The organism is Amylibacter sp. SFDW26 (assembly GCF_009184395.1).
GTDB lineage: Bacteria > Pseudomonadota > Alphaproteobacteria > Rhodobacterales > Rhodobacteraceae > Amylibacter.
Genome location: NZ_WEIC01000001.1, coordinates 240,641 through 264,748, shown reverse-complemented (window position 1 = coordinate 264,748; position 24,108 = coordinate 240,641). Strand labels below are relative to the sequence as shown.

Annotated in this window: 24 protein-coding genes and 1 tRNA gene; 16 read left to right on the top strand and 9 right to left on the bottom strand. The window is 45.0% G+C overall.

Features of this window, described 5'->3' with window-relative positions:
- Genes ggt through ltnD form a run of 3 tightly spaced genes read right to left on the bottom strand, consistent with a single transcriptional unit; the run spans position 1 to position 3,388 of the window.
- Entirely contained in the window at positions 1-1,734 is a 1,734-nt protein-coding gene (gene ggt / locus F9L33_RS01390; RefSeq protein WP_152140947.1) for a gamma-glutamyltransferase, read from the bottom strand.
- Positions 1,731-2,486, bottom strand: a complete 756-nt coding sequence (locus F9L33_RS01385; protein ID WP_152140946.1) for a hydroxypyruvate isomerase family protein — start codon at positions 2,484-2,486, stop codon at positions 1,731-1,733. The genes ggt and F9L33_RS01385 overlap by 4 nt, the downstream gene beginning before the upstream one ends.
- Positions 2,483-3,388, bottom strand: coding sequence for an L-threonate dehydrogenase (gene ltnD, locus F9L33_RS01380; protein ID WP_152140945.1), 906 nt, complete (start codon positions 3,386-3,388; stop codon positions 2,483-2,485). The genes F9L33_RS01385 and ltnD overlap by 4 nt, the downstream gene beginning before the upstream one ends.
- A gap of 132 nt (positions 3,389-3,520) precedes the next feature.
- Here ltnD and F9L33_RS01375 point away from each other — a divergent pair, with 132 nt between their 5' ends.
- Positions 3,521-4,894 (top strand): VOC family protein, encoded by a 1,374-nt coding sequence (locus F9L33_RS01375; RefSeq protein WP_152140944.1) that lies wholly within the window; start codon positions 3,521-3,523, stop codon positions 4,892-4,894.
- 4 nt (positions 4,895-4,898) lie between these two features.
- On the opposite strand, the gene F9L33_RS01370 is transcribed toward F9L33_RS01375, so the two are convergent.
- The 3 genes from F9L33_RS01370 to F9L33_RS01360 all read right to left on the bottom strand — a co-directional run bounded on the left by F9L33_RS01370 (position 4,899) and on the right by F9L33_RS01360 (position 6,657).
- On the bottom strand, positions 4,899-5,738 hold the full coding sequence (locus F9L33_RS01370) for a sulfurtransferase (RefSeq protein ID WP_152140943.1): 840 nt from the start codon (positions 5,736-5,738) through the stop codon (positions 4,899-4,901).
- A gap of 11 nt (positions 5,739-5,749) precedes the next feature.
- The gene (locus F9L33_RS01365; protein ID WP_152140942.1) at positions 5,750-6,148 is read right to left on the bottom strand and encodes a rhodanese-like domain-containing protein; all 399 of its coding nucleotides are present in this window, start codon (positions 6,146-6,148) and stop codon (positions 5,750-5,752) included.
- A gap of 119 nt (positions 6,149-6,267) precedes the next feature.
- Positions 6,268-6,657 carry a carboxymuconolactone decarboxylase family protein gene (locus F9L33_RS01360; RefSeq protein ID WP_152140941.1) on the bottom strand — a complete coding sequence of 130 codons (390 nt, stop codon included), beginning with the start codon at positions 6,655-6,657 and terminating at the stop codon, positions 6,268-6,270.
- A gap of 172 nt (positions 6,658-6,829) precedes the next feature.
- Between F9L33_RS01360 and F9L33_RS01355 the strand changes: the two genes are divergently transcribed.
- The 5 genes from F9L33_RS01355 to F9L33_RS01335 all read left to right on the top strand — a co-directional run bounded on the left by F9L33_RS01355 (position 6,830) and on the right by F9L33_RS01335 (position 12,006).
- A complete protein-coding gene (locus F9L33_RS01355; RefSeq protein WP_226803886.1) occupies positions 6,830-7,927 on the top strand; it encodes an alcohol dehydrogenase family protein in 1,098 nt (365 codons plus the stop codon).
- Positions 7,924-9,048 carry a mandelate racemase/muconate lactonizing enzyme family protein gene (locus F9L33_RS01350; protein WP_152140940.1) on the top strand — a complete coding sequence of 375 codons (1,125 nt, stop codon included), beginning with the start codon at positions 7,924-7,926 and terminating at the stop codon, positions 9,046-9,048. The genes F9L33_RS01355 and F9L33_RS01350 overlap by 4 nt, the downstream gene beginning before the upstream one ends.
- Before the next feature lie 556 nt (positions 9,049-9,604).
- Entirely contained in the window at positions 9,605-10,228 is a 624-nt protein-coding gene (locus F9L33_RS01345; RefSeq protein WP_152140939.1) for a hypothetical protein, read from the top strand.
- A gap of 6 nt (positions 10,229-10,234) precedes the next feature.
- Entirely contained in the window at positions 10,235-11,065 is an 831-nt protein-coding gene (locus F9L33_RS01340; protein ID WP_152140938.1) for an AAA family ATPase, read from the top strand.
- A complete protein-coding gene (locus F9L33_RS01335; protein WP_152140937.1) occupies positions 11,065-12,006 on the top strand; it encodes a DUF4435 domain-containing protein in 942 nt (313 codons plus the stop codon). Before F9L33_RS01340 ends, F9L33_RS01335 begins: the two co-directional genes overlap by 1 nt.
- Positions 12,007-12,190: 184 nt before the next feature.
- Here the strand turns inward: F9L33_RS01335 and F9L33_RS01330 are convergent.
- Positions 12,191-12,274, bottom strand: a tRNA-Tyr gene (locus F9L33_RS01330).
- A gap of 126 nt (positions 12,275-12,400) precedes the next feature.
- On the opposite strand from F9L33_RS01330, the gene rlmB reads away from it, so the two are divergent.
- The 3 genes from rlmB (at position 12,401) to F9L33_RS01315 (ending at position 14,027) form a co-directional block, all read left to right on the top strand.
- Positions 12,401-13,198, top strand: a complete 798-nt coding sequence (gene rlmB, locus F9L33_RS01325; protein ID WP_152140936.1) for a 23S rRNA (guanosine(2251)-2'-O)-methyltransferase RlmB — start codon at positions 12,401-12,403, stop codon at positions 13,196-13,198.
- 2 nt (positions 13,199-13,200) lie between these two features.
- Positions 13,201-13,494, top strand: a complete 294-nt coding sequence (locus F9L33_RS01320) for a hypothetical protein (protein ID WP_152140935.1) — start codon at positions 13,201-13,203, stop codon at positions 13,492-13,494.
- Between the two features lie 80 nt (positions 13,495-13,574).
- Positions 13,575-14,027: a YHS domain-containing (seleno)protein gene (locus tag F9L33_RS01315; RefSeq protein WP_152140934.1), complete on the top strand. Its 453-nt coding sequence runs from the start codon at positions 13,575-13,577 to the stop codon at positions 14,025-14,027.
- A gap of 150 nt (positions 14,028-14,177) precedes the next feature.
- On the opposite strand, the gene F9L33_RS01310 is transcribed toward F9L33_RS01315, so the two are convergent.
- Positions 14,178-14,939 (bottom strand): IclR family transcriptional regulator, encoded by a 762-nt coding sequence (locus F9L33_RS01310; RefSeq protein WP_152140933.1) that lies wholly within the window; start codon positions 14,937-14,939, stop codon positions 14,178-14,180.
- A gap of 68 nt (positions 14,940-15,007) precedes the next feature.
- On the opposite strand from F9L33_RS01310, the gene F9L33_RS01305 reads away from it, so the two are divergent.
- The 5 genes from F9L33_RS01305 (at position 15,008) to pilP (ending at position 20,811) form a co-directional block, all read left to right on the top strand.
- Positions 15,008-16,366, top strand: coding sequence for a selenium-binding family protein (locus F9L33_RS01305; RefSeq protein ID WP_152140932.1), 1,359 nt, complete (start codon positions 15,008-15,010; stop codon positions 16,364-16,366).
- Complete coding sequence (locus F9L33_RS01300; protein WP_152140931.1) at positions 16,363-16,731, top strand: 2Fe-2S iron-sulfur cluster-binding protein; 369 nt, start codon at positions 16,363-16,365, stop codon at positions 16,729-16,731. The genes F9L33_RS01305 and F9L33_RS01300 overlap by 4 nt, the downstream gene beginning before the upstream one ends.
- Positions 16,732-17,196, top strand: a complete 465-nt coding sequence (locus tag F9L33_RS01295; RefSeq protein ID WP_152140930.1) for a CoA-binding protein — start codon at positions 16,732-16,734, stop codon at positions 17,194-17,196.
- 186 nt (positions 17,197-17,382) lie between these two features.
- Positions 17,383-18,285: a hypothetical protein gene (locus tag F9L33_RS01290; protein WP_152140929.1), complete on the top strand. Its 903-nt coding sequence runs from the start codon at positions 17,383-17,385 to the stop codon at positions 18,283-18,285.
- Positions 18,286-18,339: 54 nt separating this feature from the next.
- Positions 18,340-20,811, top strand: coding sequence for a type IV pilus biogenesis protein PilP (pilP, locus tag F9L33_RS01285; RefSeq protein ID WP_152140928.1), 2,472 nt, complete (start codon positions 18,340-18,342; stop codon positions 20,809-20,811).
- Here pilP and mgtE read toward each other — a convergent pair.
- Positions 20,808-22,190 (bottom strand): magnesium transporter, encoded by a 1,383-nt coding sequence (gene mgtE / locus F9L33_RS01280; protein ID WP_152140927.1) that lies wholly within the window; start codon positions 22,188-22,190, stop codon positions 20,808-20,810. The genes pilP and mgtE overlap by 4 nt on opposite strands.
- Before the next feature lie 153 nt (positions 22,191-22,343).
- Between mgtE and F9L33_RS01275 the strand changes: the two genes are divergently transcribed.
- Entirely contained in the window at positions 22,344-23,726 is a 1,383-nt protein-coding gene (locus F9L33_RS01275) for a hypothetical protein (RefSeq protein ID WP_152140926.1), read from the top strand.
- Positions 23,719-24,108, top strand: a complete 390-nt coding sequence (locus F9L33_RS01270; RefSeq protein ID WP_152140925.1) for a DUF6165 family protein — start codon at positions 23,719-23,721, stop codon at positions 24,106-24,108. The genes F9L33_RS01275 and F9L33_RS01270 overlap by 8 nt, the downstream gene beginning before the upstream one ends.

The following is a 24,108-nucleotide window of genomic DNA, read 5'->3' as shown; positions in this document are numbered from 1 at the left end:
TTAATACCCCTCCACCGAACTCCCAGGCCTCCGTGGATCAGTCGCGCCCAATAACACACCACTCTCCCCATCAATCATAATCGATTGCGTCGACCCCATCGTCCGTTTCACGACCACATCATGCCCTTTGGCACGCAAAATCCCTTTGGTATCCGCGCTGATACCCTCTTCCACACGCAGTTCATCTGGCAACCATTGGTGGTGAATACGCGGCGCATATGTGGCCTCAGCGATGTTCATACCGTGATCAATCACATTCATCAAAATCTGCAAAGTCGTGGTGATAATGCGCGACCCACCGGGGCTGCCTGTGACCAAAAACACCTTACCATCTTTCATCACAATCGTCGGGCTCATCGATGACAGCGGACGTTTGCCAGCCTCTACAGCATTCGCATCCCCACCAATCAAACCATAAGCATTGGCAACACCCGTCTTGGCCGAGAAATCATCCATTTCGTTGTTCATCAACACACCAGTGCCGTCGGCCACAATGCCAGAACCAAATGAGAAATTTATCGTATATGTATTAGAAACAGCATTCCCAAAACGGTCTATAACTGAAAAATGTGTGGTTTCGTTACTTTCATACGGCGTCAAAACGTTCGCCTTCACCAGTTCGGCAGGTCGCGCTTTGCCCATATTGATCTTGGCACGAATATCATTCGCATAGGCTTTATCTGTCAATTCTTGCACAGGCACATCGACAAAATCTGGATCGCCCAGATAGGTCGCACGATCCGCATAAGCCTGTTTCATCGCTTCTGCCATCAAGTGAATGGTCGTCGCCGAATTATGACCCATCTTGCCAATCGGATAGCCCTCAAGCGTATTCAATATCTGCACGATATGCGTCCCACCCGAACTGGGCGGTGGCATCGAATGAATGTCATAACCGCGATAGGTGCCTGTGCTGGTGTCACGCACAACAGATTTATAGGCCTCCATATCATCTGTGGTGATCACACCGTCAGCAGCTTGCACACCTGCCGCGATCTTCTCGGCGACATCACCTTTGTAAAACCCATCAGTGCCGTGATCAGAAATACTTTGCAAAGTCGCCGCTAGATCAGGCTGTTTAAAAACATCCCCTACCTCGTAAAACCCACCATCAGGTTTATAGAAAACCTTTGCGGTTTGTGGCCAGCGTTTCAATCGCTCTTGCGCGCTTTTCAAACCATCCGACAAGCTTTGCGTCACCACAATCCCATCGCGTGCCAGTGTAATTGCAGGTGCTACCACCTGCGCCATCGTCATCGAGCCATTGCGTTCTAATGCCAACGCCATGCCTGCCACGGTGCCCGGCACACCAATCGCCAAACCATGAAAACGCGAACGGTTTTTCACCACTTCGCCCGCTTCATCCAAATACATATCTTTGAAAGCCGCTTTTGGCGCCATCTCGCGGTAATCAATCGCCTGTGTGTCACCCTTTTCAGCGTCATGAACGATCATAAAGCCACCGCCGCCCAGATTACCCGCCCTTGGCAGTGTCACTGCCAAAGCAAAAGCCACGGCCACGCTAGCGTCCACAGCATTGCCGCCCGCTTTTAGGATATCCACACCAACCTGTGCTGCTACTTTTTCTTGAGCTGCCACCATGCCATTTTCAGCCACGATCGGATGAAACCGATCCTGACCACTTAAAATCGCTGCATTTTGCGCCAATACCGTACTGGCGTTTGCTGCCGTCAAAATGGCAGCCGTTGCCAATAACTTACGTCTTGTGATCATAACGTTTCCATCCATTTCAAACCATCAATTGTCGTGGTTTTCGGTTTATATTCCGCACCCAAAGGTGCTGTGTATCCCAGCGCACTAAGTGTCTGGAAAATATGCGTATAATTCACTTCGCCCTGATCAGGTTCAGACCGTTCAGGCACAGAAGCAAATTGTATATGTCCTATGATAGGCATCAGTTTTTGCAAACGGCGTGTCAAATCCCCCTCCATGATCTGTAAATGATAGCAATCAAACATCAGTTTGATATTATCAGCGCTCACCGCTTCGATGATCTCTTGCGCCTGTGCAGAAGTCTGCAAAAAATAGTCAGGGGCATCATGATGATTAAGCGGTTCGATCAGAATGGTAATCCCATGCTGCGCCGATTTTTCACAGGCATATTCTAGATTTGTCACGAAACAATCATGCGCATCCACACCACTGGAAAACCCTGCCATCACATGAATATTCAACGCGCCAATCGCAGCGGCATAATCAACGGCTTGATCGATGGCAGCACGCGCTTCATTTTCGCGCCCCACCAACGCAGACAAACCATTTTCGCCAGCATTGCCGCGCACAGTGTTCAATCCCAACATTGGTAATCCAGTTTCATCCAACGCAGCACGTACATCCTGCGCAAACACATCATAGGGCCAATGGCATTCTACGGCATCGAACCCTACTCTGGCTGCTGCACGAATAGCGTCTGGCAGACTTAATTCTGTGAAAAGGAATCCAAGGTTTGCTGAAAACTGTGTCATTTACCCTCTCCTGGTAACGTCACACCTGCATTGCGGGCATAGATCTTTGCAACGGCTGCATCATCCTCTAAGCCTAGCCCTGATCCAGCCGCAGCCACAAATTGTTGTAAGGCTGCTGCAGTTAAAGGAGCTGAAAAACTCGCATCTTTTGCAACATCCAAAACAATCCCCAAATCCTTGGGCCATATATTTACCGATGATCGCGGCGTGTAATCCGCAGCCACAATATGGGGTGCGCGATTTTCAAACATCCATGAATTACCAGCACATTGTGTGATGACTTCTACCGTTTTGGCTGGATCAACGCCTTGGGTCATACCAAAAGTCACCGCTTCGGCCATAGCAGCAATATGCACACCTGCCAGCATTTGATTAACGGCTTTCATCGCAGAGCCAGCACCTGCAGCATCACCCAATTCAAATACTGTTTCTGCCATTGCATCCAACGCAGGACGTGCTGCATCAAAAGCAGCCTTCTTTCCAGAGGCCATGATCGATAAATCACCTGATGCCGCTTTTACAGAGCCACCTGAAATTGGCGCATCTAAATAATGCAAGCCAACTGCACTGGAACGCGCCTCCATATCTTTTGCAAAATCAGGTGCAACAGTTGCACAAGCAATCACACTTGCACCCGTTGGCAAGACTTCAGAAATTCCATTCTCTCCGAACAATACATCGCGGGTTTGATCCGCATTCAAAACAACAAGAATAACAATATCTAAGGTCGGTAAGATATCCTGTTGAACTCCTTGCAAACCACCTTCGGCTTGGAAGCGCCCAACCGCATCCGCATTAATATCAAACCCCGCAACCACATGACCTGCGCGCAGCAAAGATTGCGCCATACCATACCCCATAGAGCCTAATCCAAAAATTCCAATGCGCTTTCGATCAGCCATTTTTATCATACCTATTCATCTATTTGATTGGACAAACGCTAGAGCAACCATCACGTTATATGCAAGGGGCAAAAATCGCCTTGCCTTCATTCAGCCGATCATCAAAATGGCAAAAAATCTAAGAGTAAAACCATGACAAAACCTCCTTTTGTGCATTCCGATACAATCCGTGCTGCGTTTTCATCTGCAATGTCACAGATGTATCAAACCGAAGTACCCGCCTATGGCGCATTACAAACCATTGTTGCAGAAACAAATGAGCGTGTTTTATCTGAAGATCCCGCTTTGAAAGAGAGTTTAGAAGGCAATAATGAATTGGATCGCATATCCGATGAGCGCCACGGTGCCATTCGTTTGGGCACGGCCACAGAGTTGAATATGATGAGACGCGTCTTTGCAATTATGGGCATGTTTCCAGTTGGGTATTATGATCTTGGTGTTGCGGGTATTCCAGTGCATTCCACAGCGTTCCGCCCCACAACGCATGATGCACTTAGTGCCAATCCATTCCGTGTTTTCACATCACTTTTGCGGTTGGAACTGATCAACGATGCAAAGCTGCGTGATGAAGCCTCTGCTGTTCTTGCCAAACGTCAAATATTCACGGATCGCGCGATTGCTTTGGTTGATATTGCGGAAGCCAATGGTGGCTTTACACAAACCGAGGCTGATGAGTTTGTAACAGAGGTTTTGGAAACATTCCGTTGGCATTCTGATGCACTTGTCAGTTTCGAAACCTATGAAAAACTGCATGATGCCCATCGTTTGATTGCTGATGTGGTGTCATTCCACGGCCCCCATATCAATCATCTGACACCGCGCACGTTGGATATTGATGCATCCCAAGATGCGATGCCCGAACATGGCATTTCAGCTAAAGCTGTGATCGAAGGTCCGCCCCCACGCAGATGCCCAATCTTATTGCGTCAAACCAGCTTTAAAGCGTTAGAGGAAGATGTGAACTTTCCAAATAAAGATGGCAGTATGACACCACGTAGCCACACGGCGCGATTTGGGGAAATAGAACAACGCGGCATTGCATTAACACCTAAGGGACGTGCACTTTATGATCAAATATTGGCAGATGTGCGCGCAACAATCACACCCACAGCGGATGGATCAAATGCGGATGCTTATATGGCCGCTTTATCCAAAGGATTTGAAGCCTTTCCTGACGATTGGCGTATGATGTTGGATCAAGAACTGGCCTATTTCCAATTCAGCCTTGCTCACGGTGCAAAGACCAATGGGTCATCTGTTACGGAACTCATCAATGACGGCAGTATCACATTTGACCCCGTGGTTTACGAAGATTTCTTGCCCGTCAGTGCCGCAGGTATTTTCCAATCTAATTTGGGAGATAAAGCAGCCGAAACGATTAAAACCGTTTCCAGCCAAGATCAGTTTGAAGATGCTCTTGGAACAACAGTGCTGAATGAGTTTGACCATTACAGTGCAATCCAAGCAACATCATTATCGCGTTGCATGGATGCCCTAAACGCCTAAACCGCTATGCGCCCTGCTCAATCGGGCGCGTATCGTCCTGTTTCCAAACCGCAAACGACCCGTCGAACAAAGGTGCCGTGATACCGATTTGCTTGAGGGCAATCAAAAGGATTGTTGCCGCATAGCCAGAACCACAGGATGTGATTAAAGGCTTATCGTCAAAATCTGAAAGCTGCGTGTTAAAGACGTCGGCAATATCAGCGTCCGATTTGAACAATACAGATGCCTCATCCAGTACTTCGCGGAATGACAGGTTTACAGCGCCCGGAATATGCCCCGTTTTCGGATCATCAGGATCACCAATATATCCAACAGGCCCCCTTGCATCGACAAGGTTGGATGCGTCTTTGGTTGCGATCACATCTTCCAAGCTGATGATCAAATCACTGTTTTCCGACGCAACAAAGGTACCTTTACTTGGCACAGGCACATCCGTTGAACTGGCAAAAGACTTTTGCTGCCAATGTGTCCAGCCACCGTTCAAGATTTTTACATTGGTAAACCCACGATATTGCATCGCCCACCAAATACGACCCGCCATCATATGGTGGTAATCATCATAGAGAACAACCAAATCGTCAGGGTTAATACCTAATGCTGCAAATGCAGCAGTCGCATTTTCTTGTGATGCCACAGGCGCAATATTTGGCGCCAAATCAGGCTCCATAAAATGTGTTTTCCAATCCAAAAATACAGCCCCATGAATATGGCCTTTGTTATAAGCATTTTCGGCATCTTCAACTGTGCCACTCCATGTGCCACGCACATCGAATACTTTAACATCGGAACGCCCCAATAGGTCGTTCAATTCATCTGCTGAAATCAAAGGAGAAGTGTTTGACATGGGTTCACTCCTTATTTCTTTTCTGAACATTCAACAGGGCCGCCTTTGGCCTCCCACGTTGAAAATCCTTCTTTCAGATGTGCTGCTTCAAACCCCATATCTTGCAGAGTTGCAGCCGTCAGTGCAGATCGCCAACCAGAGGCGCAATGCAGGACAAATTTCTTGTCCTCACCAAAGACCTCTTTGAAATACGGGCTGTCGGGATCGACCCAGAATTCGATCATACCGCGCGTACAATGAAAGCTGCCGGGGATATACCCCGAGCGTTGGCGTTCACGCACATCACGAATGTCCACGATCACCACATTTGGATCATCGACCATAGTAATGGCATCTTTGGTTTCAATTTCTTCGATACGGTCGCGCGCATCAGCCACCATTTGTGCTGATGATTTCTTAAGCTGTGCCATAATACTGTCCTATAAACTTGTTGGTTTATAGATACGATTACAGCAGCACATCGTCCACAGTTTGCACCAATAATAGCCATCAAAATTGTCTCAGCTATGAGACAGTCGTAGATTTAGGGCTACATACTACGTTCTTCAAAAACCTTTTTTGCAGCTCTGAAACATTCAAGCGATTGTGGCACACCGCAGTAAATGCCAACCACATGAATGATCGCGCGAATTTCTTCTTTGCTCACACCATTATTGATCGCACCACGACAATGAAGTTCCCATTCGTGCATTTTGCCCAAAGCACCAAGCATGGACAAGTTCATCATAGAGCGCGTCTTGGCGTCAATGACATCATCGCCCCACCCAAAACCCCAACACCATGCAGTCATCGCTTCTTGGAAAGGACGCGTAAAATCATCAGCTGCAGCTAAATTATTCGTAACATATTCCGCACCCAAGGTTGCTTTACGTTGTTCCAATCCCTTCAAAAACAGGTCTTCGTCAAATGTGTCAGCCATGATTTATCCTTTTAATTTTTGTTGTCTCTTACATCTTTTCACAGACCCTATACGGCACATTACGCCGTACAAGTGAAAATTATTCAGACACAGATGAAAAACACTGGCCTTTACCGCTTTGGAAAATCATGCTGCAACATATAAAACAACTCTGAACCCAAAGGCCGCCCCTATGTCTGATATCCCAAACACAATGAATGCTTTTGTTTTAATGCGCCACGGCGATATGGATGCATTGGAATTTAAAACAGATTGGCCCACACCGACACCAACAGGCAAAGAGGTTCTGATCAAAGTCGCCGCCTGCGGAATGAACAATACTGATGTGAACACACGATCTGGTTGGTATTCTAAAGCAGTGGACGAAGCCACAACAGGCGATGCTTACACAGATGTCGGCGAAGAAGACCCAAGTTGGGGTGGCGCCCCCCTGACATTTCCACGCATTCAGGGCGCAGATGTTTGTGGTCATGTCGTGGCTGTGGGGCCAGATGCAGATACCAGCCTGATCGGGAAACGGGTCATCACAGATTGCTGGCTACGCGATTGGAATGACCCTGAAAACAAAGATAGCACTGGGTATTTTGGATCAGAACGTGATGGCGGTTTCGCCCAATACACCACAATCGATGAACGCAATGTGTATCCGATCAAAAGCACGATGACAGATGCAGAACTGGCAACATTTTCCTGCTCTTACTCCACCGCAGAGGGCATGTTAAGTCGCGCAAATGTTGGCAAAGGCGACCGCGTCTTGATCACAGGCGCATCAGGCGGTGTTGGCTCTGCTTTGATCCAATTGGCTAAACGTCGTGGCGCATATGTAATTGCTATGGCATCAGAAGCCAAACATGATGAAGTTGCCAAACTAGCGCCCGATGCAATACTACCGCGCAGCCCAGAAAACCTTGCGAAAACCTTAAAGGAAGCAACAGGATCAAGCACCGTGAGTGTTGTCGCCGACATCGTAGGTGGCGATTATTTCGGAACACTGCTTGATGTTTTGGTCCGTGGTGGACGCTATACTTGTTCTGGCGCAATCGCGGGACCAATTGTCAGCCTTGATTTGCGTACATTCTACCTAAAGGACCTGACATTCACAGGATCAACTGTAATCTTGCCACATATTTTCACCGACCTTGTAAGCTATATTGAACGCGGCGAAATCAAACCGATGTTGGCCGCGCAATATCCGTTGTCGGAACTGCGTGAAGCACAACAAATCTTCATAGACAAAAAGCACACGGGCAATATCGTGGTCTGCCCATGAAAATCAAACGCATAGAGGTTTACCAAGCAGACTTACCCTACTCTGGCGGCGTCTACCGATTATCAGGCGGGCGTGAATACACCAGTTTTGATGCCACGTTTACCCGAGTGATCACAGATACAGGTCTTGATGGCTGGGGCGAAAGCACCCCCTTTGGAGGAACATATATTGCAGCACATGCCAAAGGCGGGCGTGCGGGTATAGATGATATTGCACCAGCGGTACTTGGTATGGACCCACGCCAAACAACCCGCGTTTATGATGCTATGGACGGTGCTTTGTTGGGGCATAACCATGCCAAAGCGGGTATAGATATTGCCTGTTGGGATATTTTTGGCAAAGCCGCCAATATGCCAGTTTGTGACCTACTCGGGGGGCGTATTGATACCCCTGTTCAAATGATCTCATCAATTGGCGGCGATACACCAGAGGCCATGCGCGCGAATGTTGCGGCACACCGTGCAAAAGGATTTATGGGGCATTCGATTAAGATTGGTGCATCAGAGGCTGATGGCGGTCCTATGCTGGATGCCGAACGTATCCAAGCCTGTTTGGCAGACAGGCAATCTGGGGAATGGTTTTTGGCTGATGCAAACAACGGACTTACAGTAGAACATGCTTTGCGCATGCTTGCACTATTGCCCGACGGTTTGGATTTCGTTTTAGAAGCTCCTTGCCCCAGTTGGGTTGAAACACAATCCTTGCGCGCACGTTGCAAAATACCGCTGTTAATGGACGAACTCATCCAAAACGATGCCGATATCATCCAAGCTATTTCACAAAACACCTGCGATGGTGTTGGGGTAAAAATAACCAAACAAGGCGGCCTAACCCCAAGCCTGCGCCAAATGCATCTCTGCCACGCAGCAGGTTTGGTGGCATCTATCCAAGACACAACAGGATCAGACATATCCTTTGCCGCCATCTTGCACCTAGCCCAAGCAACGCCACGCAACATACTGCGCTGCGCATTGGACACACGTTCAATGGTATCCCAAACGACAGCACAGTTTCATGCACCTATTACAAATGGCGGTGCAACAGCCCCAACAGATGCAGGGCTAGGCATCATCCCAGATATGGATGTTATGGGCACACCAATCGCGGTTTATGAAGTTTAATTCGAAGGTTTAAGAAAGTGGTGGGCGACCCTCCCATCAAATATTGTTATACTAACGCTAGATCACTTAAAGTCACCGAAGGTTTTAAAAGGCCAAATATTATATTAATTTATTATATAACAAATAGATAATACAATTTTTATCATTTGAACATCATGTTTCCAAGCACCCCTGTACATTTCTAAACATTACCGATAATCAGAACATATTAGGGGCTGCTAACTATTTGGGTATGCAGAAAACTGTATAAAGCAGAAGGTAAACCAAATTATTTTCATGTAGATGAGGTGCAAAACGACTTTATCTTGAAACAAGCTATTGTGACAACAGATGCGATTAAGCGTATCCACCCTAAAGCTATTACAGTGAAGATACAGGAAAAACGCGACTTAGCAGTTAAATCATTAGGCTTTTAATCTTTAAGCCCAATGAGAGTTAAACTTCTTAATGTGTCTTTAACAATAAAACATCAACCATTGCAGATGATAGTTAAATCGACATAATGTGCTAGTTTCCAGTTAGGGTTTACTATGCAAGAGCATTGGAAGGTAAAAAGATGACTACAAACGAACAATACATAGATGATAACACTCATCAAAATGTTCAGATTCAATCAGTTAATCCAATAATAGATTATTTTCGGCTGGAAAATGTAAACGGCTATAAGACGATTGAACTTACGTGTGAAGCGAATGCAAAAATTGTTTCTGCTGAAAATGGGTCAGGTAAAACTACCCTTTTAAACGCACTGTACGGCATCTTAGCAAACAAACATTCACTTTTAAGCAAAACTCAATTTGACCGTTTCTCACTTAAATTTCATGGTCAAAGCGAGTTGACCATTTCAAAAAATGAATTGTCAAGGCTTCCTGATAATATCATTGAAATCGCACATAGTGAGTTAGGGCATTTCATGGAAGATCACGATCTTGACGCGTCATGCTTAGAAGCACTGACTAGTCTAAGCTTTGATCAAGAAGATGACTTCATTGGTTCCGACTGGGTTCAAAGCATTTATCGTTCAACCCCGTATGATCACGATGATATTTTACATATTTGCAGAAACCTTATTAGTGAAAATTCAAACAAATCGAACACTTCAGTAAAAATTTTAGAATATGTCGAAAGCGGATTGAACGGTGCAACAGTACTATATTTACCAACTTACCGCCGTATTTAAGCAGAAATGCCCAGCCATTTAAAGAAAACTACATCACGGCAAAAACGACACTCTCTTCCATCACGCTATAGAAGTAAAAAGTCTAACAGTTCATGGTCAGGAGATCAGCTTATATACTTTGGTCTTGAGGATGTAGAAAATAAATTACGCGACATCGCCAATACAATTAAACGTACAACATTTGAAGCTTACACACGAATTGGTGGTAGAACTTTAGAAGAATTGCTTGGCGGTCCAAATATCCCAGAACAAGAAGCATCACAGTTTAATATTGAAGAATTAAAGGTTGTATTAGCTCGCTTAGGTAAATCGGGTGGTAGTGCCGAAAACCGAATAACTGACTTAATTGAAAGCGGCAAAATAAGCGAAAAACAACATGGTTACCTAAGAAGTTTTTTAACGCAATTATTAGAGGTCTATGCGACAGGCAAAGAACAAGAAAAAGCCATTGAAGATTTTGTTAGTATTATTAATTCATATTGGGAAAATGACTTTGATGAAAAAAGCTTCGTTTTTAATAAGGAGAATGTTTCAACTAGGGTTGAAAATCGTTTTACAGGCACGACTTTACCACTTAATGCTTTATCATCAGGCGAAAAACAAATTGTTAGTATTTTTGCACGCTTGTATTTAAATAATGATAAAAGATTTATTGTTCTTATTGATGAACCTGAACTTTCACTTTCGATGGATTGGCAGCAGCGCTTTCTACGCGATATTCTACTTTCCCCAAGTTGTGACCAACTTATAGCAATAACACACTCTCCGTTCGTATTTGACAATGAACTCGATAGGTTTGCTGGCCCACTAAAGATTACCAATCGCCAGCAAAGCTAATGAATAATATACAAGAGAATGGGGCTTTAGGCGCTCAAAAGGATATTACAGAGCGTATGCGAGAGTCTTTGGGGAAAGGCGTTGTAGCCTTACAAAGATATAACATCTTAAGGTCAAATCATCCTGATAGTGTTGTTATTGCCATGGAAGGTGATGATGATCCAATTTTCTATCAAACTGTTATTAAACAAATCAAACCGTGTCTTCAATGGAAGCCCTTCGTCTGCAATGGTAAAGATAAGGTTTTAGAGCTCCGCCTGTATTTGAACCGAAATTTATCCGAAAAAAAACACAAAACATATTATATTGTTGATCGTGATTTTGACGACGCAAAAGGGCACACTGTCGGCCAAGATTTATATATAACCCCTACATACTCGATTGAAAATCTCCTTGTAACCGAAGATGCCCTTGAACAAATATTATCTGGCGAATTCAGATGCATTGATGATGACTCCGCTAAACAAGAAATTATATTAACCTTCAAAAAACTAATGTCTGATTTTTACAAAGCTATGGAATTAGTTAACCGTGCAATCCATTATTGTCGCAAGAAGAATATTAAAACAAACTCTATAGAAAACAGCCTAAAGAAATATGTTACAGTTTCCCTGGATGGTATTGAAATAAAGTACACTGAAAGTGATATTGCCAAGCTTATTGGTTTACCTGATGATTTCGAGATTGAAAAGCTGCATGATACAGCGGACGAATTCGATAAACTTGATCCCTCTACAAGATGGCGAGGGAAATTTATTTATGCATTTTTCATCGCATTCTTAACGCAATTAAAAGAAGATCGTTGCAACAAAAAACCAAAATATTTTTCGGAAAAAAAATCTATTAATTTTAATCCAAATAACACAATGGTTAGGGCTTTAACGGCCGCATCACGTGCACCTGAATGCCTTCGTATATTTGTTGATAGCATTACACCTTAATTATTTTCAATAATTAGAAAAATTCGCGCAACAAAGAGGCAGCGCTAAATAAATAATTATCTATAGAAGATACAACCACTCTCCTCATATACTTTAAGATTAAAGCATAGTGACGAATTATTAGGGGCTATGAAGGTGTGCAATCATTCAATCATCTGATAATTATATGTATTTACACAATTAATGGTGGGCGACCCTGGAATCGAACCAGGCATAGATCTCTCTGGCGGAGTTACAGTCCGCTGCCGCACCTTGCAGCACGTCGCCCTTGTATACGTATTCGTATATTAAGTTGCGCCTGATTAGTCGGGAGAAACGAAGCCGTCAACAGGAAAAAGCTTGTTGTGGCCAGATGATCGTGTCAAATGTGCGCCCAACACAGAAAGAATGGCATATGGCACCTCGCAAAGGCAAAAAACCTGTATGGGTTGTAGAAAAAGAACGCACACGTAGATCAGGCGGGCCTGAAACGGTTTGGCTGTTTGGTCTACATGCGGTGCGTGATGCTTTGATGAACCCTGCGCGGGAACGGCTGCGTTTGGTTGTGACCAAAAATGCTTCTGATAAATTGGCTGAAGCCATTGCGAAATCTGGCATGGAGCCTGAAATTCAGGACCCGCGTAAGTTTAACGTGCCAATTGATGTCCAATCTGTACACCAAGGAGCAGCTTTGGAAGTGAAGCCGTTAGATTGGGGTAATTTATCCGAGCAATGTGCACCACGCGGTGAGCGTTCGGTTGTTTTGGTTTTGGACCGTGTGACCGATCCACATAACGTTGGTGCTATTTTGCGCTCTGCCGAAGTGTTTGGCGCGCGGGCTGTTGTAGCAACGTTACGCAATTCCGCCCCTGAGACAGGTGCTTTGGCAAAAACGGCCAGCGGTGCGTTGGAACGCCAACCCTATTTGCGGGTGCAGAACCTTGTGAAAGCGATGAAAACATTATCCGATATGGGGTACCGTTTGATTGCATTAGATGGCACCGCTGAAATTGACCTACAAAACACATTGGATGTGGAGCCCAATGCCCCCACTGCCCTTGTTTTGGGTGCTGAAGGGCCAGGTTTGCGCGAATCCACCAAAGAAACCTGCGATGTGATTGCAAAAATACCGTTTCAACGCGAATTTGGATCGCTAAATGTTTCAAATGCGGCGGCTGTATCGCTGTACGCACTGTCACAAACCAAAGGCTGATCATGCCAGACCTGACCAAAATTGCGACCTGTAGCTATTGCCAAACGCGCAGTGTGCTGACCTTGCGCAATATTGGTCATAAAGAGCTGTCTTGTTCCAGTTGTGGTGCGCCACTTCATGAAATGAAGTTTATAAAACAAACACCTAAGGCGGTTAAACATACCCCTGTTACATTTTCTCCATTGCCACTGAACAACCGGCCTGTGAAGAAAAAGAAACGGTATAAAAAGCGATCTGACTTCTGGGAAGACGTTATTGAAGAGGTTTGGGACTTTGTCGAAGATATCTTCGATTAACTAACATTTCCTCACGTTCGCGTGTCAGGGCTTTTTTTTCAAATGCACTTGGATATCTTGAGTTCAAAGGAGACAAACCCATGATTTATACAAGACGTGCTACACTTGCGATGCTAGCTGCAACAGCCGCTATGACATCCCCCGCATTCGCTGCGAAATCCCCAGTTTTCAGTAAAAATGGCATTGCCATTAACGGATATGATCCCGTTGCTTACTTTACACAAAGTAAGCCTGTAAAAGGCTCAAAATCCCATAAAGCATCCTATAATGGAGCAACATTCCTATTCGCATCAGCCGAAAACAAAGCAAAATTTGAAGGCAATACAGCAAAATACGCGCCACAGTACGGCGGGTATTGTGCATATGCTGTATCAAAAGGAGCTACTGCTAAAACAGACCCGAATGCATGGACTGTTTATAATGGTAAGCTTTACCTAAACTATAACCTAGACGTGCGCAGCATCTGGAAAGGCGATATTCCTGGTAATGTTAAGCGTGCAAATGCAAATTGGCCTACTGTTCTTAACAAATAATAAACCAAATAACCGCATCTTGAAATCGGTATTTGAGTGATTACTTAGATATTAGAAGCAATGGCGGAACTCTTGCTTCTCTTCACTGTCCCTCGTTCCACACTGCGCCCAAAGGTAACTTTGGGCGTTTTTTATGTGCTTATAAAACGCTTAACCCAAACGTTTTACATCTTGAAGCTCGGACCATCCCAAGCTGGCTGATAAACCTTGAGCTAATTTAGTAATTTCAGCACCGATTTTCTTGCGATATTCTGATGTGAATACCCGCACAGAGCCCGTTGCACCTATTGACATCCTTGCCCCCGGTCCAGTTCCACCAAGTGTCGCGGCAACAGAACACATCCCACGTTCAATCTCTTCAACGCATTCTGCATAGCCACGCGCGTGAATGGTCTCGAACTCCGCTTCCAACTCCTGCACGTTCGTCAATGTGAATTCGGTATAAGCCTTTAATCGGCCTTCTAAGTCTTGCGATACATGCAGTTCAGGTGAAAAAGCTGCGACCGCTTTTGAACAAGAACAAGCGTGCAGAGGTCGCCTACCCAAACCCGGATGTAGATAGGAAACACCCGTGTTTGGCGTTTCCACATGAATTATCTCTACAGATTGTCCCCGTTGTCGCGACATAAAGAATGCAGCGTCATGCGTGCTGGCAGCCTGTTTTAGCACAGGCGCAATCGTTTCAAGTAAGACATGATCAGAATGGTCATTATGCATAATGCGTTTAAGGCGCGAGCCAATGATAAAACGCCCCCGCGCAACAGGTTCTAAAAGCCCCGCACCAACAAGGTCTTGCACCAATCGATATGCCGAAGGCTTTGGTAAGTCCGAGTGCGCACAGATATCTGCGACTGTGGCTTCCCCTTTTTGCCCCACGATCTCTAGGATTGAGGTTAAGCGTTCGAGATGCATTTTTTCACCTTGTAATAATATCATTATCATTTTACGATATTTTCAAGCTATTGCAAGGGAGGAAAGTGATGATGGATGGAGCATGTTGTGGGCCAGGCTATGCCAGCCCAGCAGAGGCTATTAAAGCGCCGCGTGAAAAACTTTTGTACACTATCGCGATCTACACTGGGACTGGCATTCAAAAGCCAGATTATTTGGCGACTGTCGATGCTGATCCTGAAAGCCCAACTTATTCTCAAGTCATCCACCGTTTGGAAATGCCTGGTATTGGTGATGAGTTGCACCATATGGGGTGGAATGCCTGCTCCTCTTGTCACGATGATGCAGGAATGAGTCGTAAATATTTGTTGGTCCCAGGCGTGCGATCCAACAATATTCACGTCATTGATACAGCGACCGATCCTTTTGCACCCCGTCTGCATAAGGTTATTGATGGTGCCGAGATTAAGTCAAAGACCAATCTTTCTGGCCCACATACAGTGCACTGTCTGGGCTCAGAGATAATCATTTCATTCCTTGGAGACGCTCAGGGCGAAGCACCGGGTGGTTATCTGCATCTGAACAAAGAGTTTGAGATTGTTGGGCGGTGGGAAAACTCTATGGGGGATATACCGTTTGGGTATGATTTCTGGTATCAACCGCGCCATAACGTGATGATTAGCTCAGAATGGGCAGCGCCAAATACGTTCATGCCAGGGTTTGATTTGGAAGAAGTCGGACATCTGAAGTACGGCCGCCGCTTGCACATATGGGACTTTGAAAAGCGCGAGCCGATTGAAACCATGTATCTTGGCGAAGATGGGTTGATCCCTTTAGAGGTCAAGTTCCTACACAATCCAGACAGTACTCATGGATTTTGTGGTGCTGCTTTGAGCGCGAATGTTATTCATTTCTGGAAATCCGAAGCAGGTAAATGGGAATGGGAAAAGATTATCGACGTTGAAAACGAGCCGCACCCAGAATGGCCCATCCCTGTACCAGGTGTGATGTCGGCAATCCTTGTTTCTATGGATGACAAATATCTGTACCTAAACAATTGGTTACATGGCGACATGCGCCAATACGATATCAGTGATCCACACAATCCAAAGCTTACAGGGCAAGTCTGGATGGGTGGACTTTTGGGTAAAGCGCCAGAGGTTAACGGTGTCAAAGTCGCGGGTGGTCCACAGATGTATCAGCTGTCCCTTGATGGGAAACGGCTTTATGTCACGACGTCCCTATTTTCCACTTGGGACAATCAATTTTACCCAGAAATCCGCACCCAAGGGGGTGTGATGCTGATGATCGACTGCGATGTTGAAAATGGCGGGATGAAAATCAACGAAGATTTCATCGTTGATTTTGGCAAAGAACCAAACGGGCCAAGCCGTTGTCACGAAACCCGCTACCCCGGTGGTGATTGTACAAGTGATATTTGGCTGTGAATGAAACCCATACAATAACCATCGCAAACCGCGATGACGCGACCTATCAGGTCGATGCGCGGCGCCCGTTACTGGATACATTACGCGAGCAAGGTGTCGATTTACCTTATGGCTGCAAATATGGCGGCTGTATTACCTGTGCGGCGAAACTAAAAACTGGCGATGTAGATCAACGCAGGCAAGTTGCCCTAAACAATCGTCAGATCAACAATGGCTATGTCCTGCTATGTGTTGCCCGCCCCAAATCAGATTGCACATTGGACATTGGCGTTGAAAGCCATGACAAACTTTACCGCAACCCATTCCTTGATCCGTTAGAACCACATGAGCTTAAAGCGGATATTGCTACACCAAAGGAGGCATAAATGCCCGAAGCTGATATTGATCATCTATACGACTATTCGACAGAGTATATGTCTGAGATTTTGCGCTCGGTTAAAACGATCGCAATGGTTGGCGCCAGTGGTGACAAGACAAAGTTTAGCTATGGTGTGCTGCGTGTTTTGCATGAAACAGGTTATGATATGATTCCTGTAAACCCAAACCCGAAGTTGACGGAAATTCGCGGTATACCCGTGTTTCACTCACTTCAAGAAATTGATCGCCCCGTGGATATGGTTGAAGTGTTTCGCCCTAAAGAAGAACTTTATGGCATCACAGAACAGGCCATAGAGATTGGTGCCAAAGTGCTTTGGGGGCAAATAGGTGTTTATGATGATCGTGCGGCTAAATTAGCCGAAGAAGCTGGCTTAAAAGTTGTGATGAACCGTTGTCCAAAAATCGAGTTATTCCGTCCGTTTTGGAAACCACGGCTTGATCTTGCGATTTAACATTACCTGATACTGAACAGCATTTTCTGCCCAAAAAACGTCAAATTCAGTTATTATAATGCTTCATAACAGGTGTTCAAAAATCGAATATCCCCGTTTACAAGCAATAGGACATCTGCAAGGCTTATCAGCATATAATGTAAAGAGTGTGAAAACGGTCTGATTTAAAAAATCTAGCCGCGTGAGTTGAAATATTATACAAACCGAACAGAACAAGAGCGATCTGACACTTATATGACCCAAACTCCTTCAGCATTTGCACTAGATCTGTCTAACGATGGAATCTTTCTATGGCACAGAAAACCCGAGCAAAAATGGGAGTTTTTGGGAAGTGTACCACTGACCTCGGGCAACCTGCGTCAACAATTAGAAACTTTAAAACAAGCGGCAGAGGCGATTGAACCTGGTCCGCGCAGCGCGATCGTGCGCATTCCAACAGCAGAAGTGAAAACATTAATTATCAAAGGCAATCCAGATAGCTCCATAAGTTTAGAGGAACATATTGTTAGAACGCTTGAACATGCTGCAAATATGCCAATTAAAAACATATTGTTTGATATCGAGCACGCTAAGGATGGGATCGATTTCAATGTTGCATGGACCAGTGTTGATGTTGTCAAACAAGCTGAGACATTCGTTCATATGATTGGCTTTACACCATCTCAATATACCACGGATGTAAATGCAAATGCCTTTCCAAGGCGTCCTAATTTTCAATTACATCCTGCAAGCCCTGCCCCTGTCACGCCCCAAGACTCTTTGGAAAGCGAAGTTATTTCAGCAATGGAAGAGTTCGACGATGATTACGATGATGATTCAATCGTAGAGAACTTGTTTAATGAAGGTGATGAAGAGGTCGAACCCTCGGTGCAAACCGATCAATCCCCACCTGCAAAAACCGAATTTGGATTGTTGTGGTTTGTTGCATTGTTCCTGATACTTGGATCCATTCTTGCAGGTATTTATTTATGGCCCAAGATTCATAAAACCGCTCAGCATGGAAATGGGGCATCTTATGACCAGCTAATTCTCGCTAGCAGTATTACTCCCCAGATTTTCTCTTTCGAAAAATCGAAATTAATCCTATAGTTGCCTGACAAACTGGCGGGCAAGACCAGACGGTATAAGGGTAAACGTCTCTCGATGAGTACATCACAAGAAAAATATGCAATCGACCTTTCGAACGAAGGCGTCTCATTGTGGCATCGAGATGAAAAAAAACAATGGATTTTACTTGGGAAAGTATCCCTTGAAGCACCCAATTTTTCTGACGACATTGAGAAATTGAAAAATGGGCTCAGCCCCGATGGCAATGGCGTTTTAGTGGCACGTGTGCGCATTCCACGATCAGAAGTATTCGTATCACGAATAGATTTGGCAGGCTCTAAAGGCCATGCCGTTGATACAAGGGTGCATACATTTTTAAGTGAGCAAACGCCCTATGCATCAGATGATTTAATTTATGATTTAGATCATAAAACGGATGGCAGCCCCTGTTATATTGCGGCGGTAACTAAACAGACCATTTCAGAAGCAAAAGAGTTTGTCACAGGTCACGGATTTCAAGCTGCGTATTATACAACAAAATTTGACGCAGCGGATTTTCCACGCGATGCTCGGTTCTATGATGGTCCGCATCCAGCCGTAGAGCCTGAGAAAACTGAGGCGAAAAAAGCTGCGCCTGTTGAAACAGAAAAAGCACCTGAAACACCCCCTATTCCAACACCTCCTACGCCAAAGCCCACTAAGGTCGTAAAAACAGATATAAAGCCTGCCGAAGTTTCCGCGCCTGAAGATGAAGCGCCTACTCAAGACGAAAACATACCTGTTATCGAAAAAACAGACTTTAGTGCATTTGAAACGGTTCGCAGTAAAGAATTAGTAGCACCTAAGAAAGGTAAAAAAGAGCCGACACTTCCAAAAGCTTCTTTTCAGTCACCAACGCCACGTTTATCGATTGGAATGACCGATGCCGATGCTAAACGCGCTCCAGAAAAAACAATTGGTTTAACCGCAGGAACTTTGAAAACGCCACAAGGTAAAACTGCGAAAAATGAAATAAAAGGTAAGCTTAAAGCGCGCCACTTCATTATATTAATCGCCCTGATCTTGATCACCTTGGCCTATTGGTTTTTCACCACATTGTTTGATGGTAAAGAGGAAATTGCACGATTAAACGAACAACCTGCGCCTGAAGTGGTAATTGAAAGCCCTGAAATTGTAGACGTTGCTCCTGTTGAACAAGAAAGCCAGACAGAGATTGCGCCAACAAGCGGAACAGAAACTGCATCCGTTCCAACAGAAGTACCAATCGTCGAAGAAGAACCCGTTGAGGTTACAGAAGAAGCTCTGACTGAAGAACAACAAACAGAAGTAGAAGTCGCACAAACAAATATAGATGCAGCCAAAAAAGAAGCTGAAGCAATAATAGAGCCTGTAACCAATGATCTTGCAGAAGCGCAAACAAACATTGAATACAATGCACCTGTAGATTTAGACGCTGACGTGATTGCAGAAACCGCGCCAGAAACTGTTGTGGAGCAGGAAAATACTGAAGACGCGATTGAACGAGACACTGCGCTATCAGAGACAACAGATCAAACTGAAATTGTTACACTGGCACCACAGGAAACATCAATTGTTGAAACAACACCAGTAGAGGTAGAGACAGAACAACCGCTTGTTGATCTTGTCCCAACCAAAGATGGTACTTTGGGCGCAGAAGGCATTACGTTATTCGCAGGTGTACCAGATATTATTCCGCCAGTACGTGAGCAGTTGAATATATCACCTGACCCATTGAAAGATATCCTGCCAAAAATGCGCAGTGATGATTTTGCTGAAATACATAAGGCAGAAATAGAAGCCGCGGCACAATTGCTGGCACAAGCCCCAGAAGCAGACGTAACAACAGACGAAAATGTTACGGTTTCTGAAACAATAGAGCAGACTGTAGAAGAAACGCTACAAGAACCGGACTTGTTGGCTTTGGCAGATCCAGCTTTAAAAGCTCTGCAACCACGCGCACGTCCAGCCGTTATAGCTGATCGTGTAAAAGAAATTGCTGCAGCGGCTCTTGCTCCGCCAGCCGATCCTGAACTGGCCGCATTAAAACCACGCCAGCGTCCAAGAAGTTTAAAAATCTTAAAAGAAGAGATCAAACCGCAACCCGTTGATCCAAGTGAAATTCAAGTTGCTATTCAAGAAGCTGTCCGTGATATTGCGCGCCCACGCGCACGCCCCTCTAACCTGTCGCGAAAAGTTGCTCGCTTGAAAGCTGATGAAGCAAAATCGGTGAAAAAAGAAAGCATTCAAACGGCAGCGCTGACACCAAGAACCGCACGAGGCACATCCAAGCCCAGCTCTGCAACTGTCGCAAGCGTTCAGCGTCAAGCAACAGAAAAAGCCAGCGTAAACAAGCGCCGTATTTCACTGATCGGTGTTTATGGCAAAGCTTCTAGCCGCCGCGCATTGGTGCGCATGCCAAGTGGGCGTTATGTGAAAGTAAAGTCAGGCCAAAGCTTTAGTGGTTGGAACGTCGCTGCTATTGGAGAAAGCTCTGTTAGGATTACAAAGGGCAGCCGCAATCAAGTGCTTCGGATGCCTAAACGTTAAAGCAACAGCATTGCTGCAAAGCCTAAAAAAGCAAAAAAACCAACAATATCCGTAACTGTTGTCACAAATGCACCCGATGCCAATGCAGGGTCGATACCCACTTTATCAAGACCGAGCGGCACTAAAATACCCGCCAGCCCAGCAACGACAAGATTGCCAACCATAGCAAGAGCCAACACCACGCCCAGCATCGGCATACTGTACCAATAATACCCGATCATGCCGATGATCACGGCAAACAACAGGCCATTTAACAACCCCACAGACAACTCCCTGCGAATAACCCGCCATGCGTTGGCTGGCGTTAAATCTTTCGTTGCCAGCGCACGTACAGCAACTGTAAGGGTTTGAGTGCCAGCATTGCCCCCCATAGAGGCCACAATCGGCATCAGAACAGCCAAAGCAACGATTGCTTCGATAGTATCTGCAAATTGTGCAATCACGATAGAGGCAAGAACAGAGGTCACAAGGTTCACGGCCAACCACGGAAAACGTTGCCGCGTAGTAGACCACATATTATCGGTCAGGCTTTCATCACCCACACCTGCAAGACGTTTGATGTCTTCTTCGGCCTCATCTTCCAAAACTTCCATCGCGTCATCGATGGTGATGACGCCCACCAAACGATCTTCTTCATCCACCACAGGGGCTGATACCATGTTGTATTGGTTAAATGCATAAGCCACATCTTCTTGCTCTTGCATCACTGGAATGGTCCGAAACTCTTCGTCCATAATATCTGTCATCATCACTTTACGTGCATTCGACATCAAGCTGGATAAAGGAACTTTGCCAACGGGTGTTAGTGTTGGGTCGACCATAACCACATCATAAAACTGATCTGGTAGGCCTTTTTCATTGCGTAGATAATCAATCGCCTGCCCCACATTCCAATGTGTCGGCGCCATAACCAATTCACGCTGCATCAAACGTCCTGCAGAGTTTTCAGGGTAACTTAGCGCTTGTTCAACCGCGACACGATCTGAATCCTCTAGGGTTTCTAAAACGCGTTCTTGATGTGGTTCATCCAGATCTTCGATCAGATCAACAACGTCATCTGTATCTAAGTCTTTGAAGGCTTCCGAAACCACTTCGTCAGACAATTCTTCGAATACATCGTCCAACAGACCTTCGTCGATTTCCGCCAGAACTTCACCATCGAAATCTTTACCCCAAAGGGCAGTAAACGCTTTGCGTTCTTTTTCACTGATTTGTTCATAAATATCGGCAATGTCAGCTGGATGAAACGGATCTAAGAGTTCAAGCAACCCCACACGATCATCTGCTTCTACAGCGTCTTGTACAGCGACGATTAGCGTCCCATCAATTTCATAGGCACGTTCAGTGTTTTCGGTGTCAATTAGTACTGCCTCTGACATTTTTCGCCCCTATGATCATATTTTTGCCTTTATAACAGGTCATTAAACCGCGACAATGTTAATTCTTGATATCAAATATGTTACGGTTTCAACACCACAGCCTATAATAGCTGAAAAGACGTGAAAAACTTCGCTTTAAGGGGCAAATAGGCCATGACTGAGCCACAGAAACTCAACTCTATATCAGGCGTTCGCCAAGCAGCCATTAAGGCACACCAAAAAGGTGATTTAGAGACTGCAAGAAATCTATACGGTATTTATTTACAAAACCGCCCAAAGGATGCAGTGATTTGGTCAAACCTTGGCGCGTTATTCCGTAAAGAAGCGAAATATGACTTGGCTGTTGCAACCCACTTACGTGCCTTAGAATTAGATTCTACATCGATCTCGGTTATGAACAATGCCGCAAATGCGTTTTATGATGCTGGACGTATCAAAGATGCGATTAAGCTGCGTAAAACAATCGTAGAAGTGCAACCAAATAATCCTGAAAACTATTCAGGATTGGGGAAATGTTACCGTGGTGTGCATCAACTTAATAAAGCACAAAATATTTTGAAAAAGGGGATTAAAAAATTCCCTGACTATGCTGAAAATTATATCCAACTGGCTTTTGTACAACTGGCAAAAGGCGATTACCAAGCTGGTTTTAAAACCTTTAACTGGCGTTGGAAAGGTGATGAACTTACCGCACCAGAATTTTCATTCCCGAAGTGGGATGGAGAAGATTTAAACGGAAAGACCATTCTAGTAATTCCAGAACAAGGCTTTGGAGATACGGTATTAATGGCGCGCTTCTTAAGCACGCTGAAAAGCCAGGGTTGTACAATTAAAATGGTGATTAAAACACCATTACGCAGATTGTTTGCTGAGATTGAAAAAGACATTGATGTCATTGAGACACAAGACGAATTGGCAGGATGCGATTATTGGGTTCCAATGATGGATTTACCCTTACACCTAAAAGCAACATTAGATGATTTGCCAGCCCCTGCCCCGATGAGCATTCCAGAGGACTCAATCAAGCGTGCGCGTAATATTCTGGCCCCCTTTTCCGAGCGTTTCAAAATTGGGGTAATGTGGTCGGGGTCTGTTACATATCGTGCAAACCATAAACGATCGTTTGGGCATGAACAATTTTTAGAACTGTCAGACATTCCAGATATCCAAATGTTCTCGCTTTATAAAGGCCCACTTTTGGATGACTTTAAAAATGATGGCACTTCTACGGTGATTGTGGATGCAGCTGGCAATGACCGTGATTTTGCGGATAGCGCTGCATTGATGCAAGAATTGGACCTTGTCATCTCAATGGATAGCGCCATTGTACATGTTGCTGGCTCAATGGGTATAGAAGTGTGGAATTTGCTGCATTCGGAGCCATATTGGCTGTATAGACCTTTTCCAAAACACACCCCTTGGTACCCATCTATGCGCTTGATTATTCAGGAAAATACTGGGGATTGGGATGCTGTGTTTAAAGGTTTGAAAAAAGATATTATAAAACGTGTCAAACAGTGGAAAAAACATGAGTGATATTTTAACGCCAATTGCGCCAGGCGAATTGTTAGATAAATTGACGATTTTGCAAATCAAATCGGAAAACATCTCTGATGCCGCAAAATTAAAGAACGTCCATGTAGAGCAAGCTGCATTACAAGCCGTCGCAAAAGTGCATATTCCAGATACAGATGAGCTTACATCGCTTACATCTGCCCTTTTGACAGTGAATAAAGAGTTGTGGGATATCGAAGATGACATTCGAGACTGTGAGCGTGCTGGTGATTTTGGTGATGAATTTATTCGCCTAGCGCGTGCAGTTTATGTAACGAACGATAAACGTGCCGATTTAAAGAAACAGATCAATATAGCGATGGGTTCAGCATTAGTTGAAGAAAAATCATACGCAGCTTATTAA

Bases quoted from the DNA above. Each gene is read 5' to 3' on its own strand.
- ggt (WP_152140947.1), bottom strand. From the start codon at position 1,734: ATGATCACAAGACGTAAGTTATTGGCAACGGCTGCCATTTTGACGGCA.
- F9L33_RS01385 (WP_152140946.1), bottom strand. From the start codon at position 2,486: ATGACACAGTTTTCAGCAAACCTTGGATTCCTTTTCACAGAATTAAGT.
- ltnD (WP_152140945.1), bottom strand. From the start codon at position 3,388: ATGGCTGATCGAAAGCGCATTGGAATTTTTGGATTAGGCTCTATGGGG.
- F9L33_RS01375 (WP_152140944.1), top strand. From the start codon at position 3,521: ATGACAAAACCTCCTTTTGTGCATTCCGATACAATCCGTGCTGCGTTT.
- F9L33_RS01370 (WP_152140943.1), bottom strand. From the start codon at position 5,738: ATGTCAAACACTTCTCCTTTGATTTCAGCAGATGAATTGAACGACCTA.
- F9L33_RS01365 (WP_152140942.1), bottom strand. From the start codon at position 6,148: ATGGCACAGCTTAAGAAATCATCAGCACAAATGGTGGCTGATGCGCGC.
- F9L33_RS01360 (WP_152140941.1), bottom strand. From the start codon at position 6,657: ATGGCTGACACATTTGACGAAGACCTGTTTTTGAAGGGATTGGAACAA.
- F9L33_RS01355 (WP_226803886.1), top strand. From the start codon at position 6,830: ATGTCTGATATCCCAAACACAATGAATGCTTTTGTTTTAATGCGCCAC.
- F9L33_RS01350 (WP_152140940.1), top strand. From the start codon at position 7,924: ATGAAAATCAAACGCATAGAGGTTTACCAAGCAGACTTACCCTACTCT.
- F9L33_RS01345 (WP_152140939.1), top strand. From the start codon at position 9,605: ATGACTACAAACGAACAATACATAGATGATAACACTCATCAAAATGTT.
- F9L33_RS01340 (WP_152140938.1), top strand. From the start codon at position 10,235: ATGCCCAGCCATTTAAAGAAAACTACATCACGGCAAAAACGACACTCT.
- F9L33_RS01335 (WP_152140937.1), top strand. From the start codon at position 11,065: ATGAATAATATACAAGAGAATGGGGCTTTAGGCGCTCAAAAGGATATT.
- rlmB (WP_152140936.1), top strand. From the start codon at position 12,401: ATGGCACCTCGCAAAGGCAAAAAACCTGTATGGGTTGTAGAAAAAGAA.
- F9L33_RS01320 (WP_152140935.1), top strand. From the start codon at position 13,201: ATGCCAGACCTGACCAAAATTGCGACCTGTAGCTATTGCCAAACGCGC.
- F9L33_RS01315 (WP_152140934.1), top strand. From the start codon at position 13,575: ATGATTTATACAAGACGTGCTACACTTGCGATGCTAGCTGCAACAGCC.
- F9L33_RS01310 (WP_152140933.1), bottom strand. From the start codon at position 14,939: ATGCATCTCGAACGCTTAACCTCAATCCTAGAGATCGTGGGGCAAAAA.
- F9L33_RS01305 (WP_152140932.1), top strand. From the start codon at position 15,008: ATGATGGATGGAGCATGTTGTGGGCCAGGCTATGCCAGCCCAGCAGAG.
- F9L33_RS01295 (WP_152140930.1), top strand. From the start codon at position 16,732: ATGCCCGAAGCTGATATTGATCATCTATACGACTATTCGACAGAGTAT.
- pilP (WP_152140928.1), top strand. From the start codon at position 18,340: ATGAGTACATCACAAGAAAAATATGCAATCGACCTTTCGAACGAAGGC.
- mgtE (WP_152140927.1), bottom strand. From the start codon at position 22,190: ATGTCAGAGGCAGTACTAATTGACACCGAAAACACTGAACGTGCCTAT.
- F9L33_RS01275 (WP_152140926.1), top strand. From the start codon at position 22,344: ATGACTGAGCCACAGAAACTCAACTCTATATCAGGCGTTCGCCAAGCA.
- F9L33_RS01270 (WP_152140925.1), top strand. From the start codon at position 23,719: ATGAGTGATATTTTAACGCCAATTGCGCCAGGCGAATTGTTAGATAAA.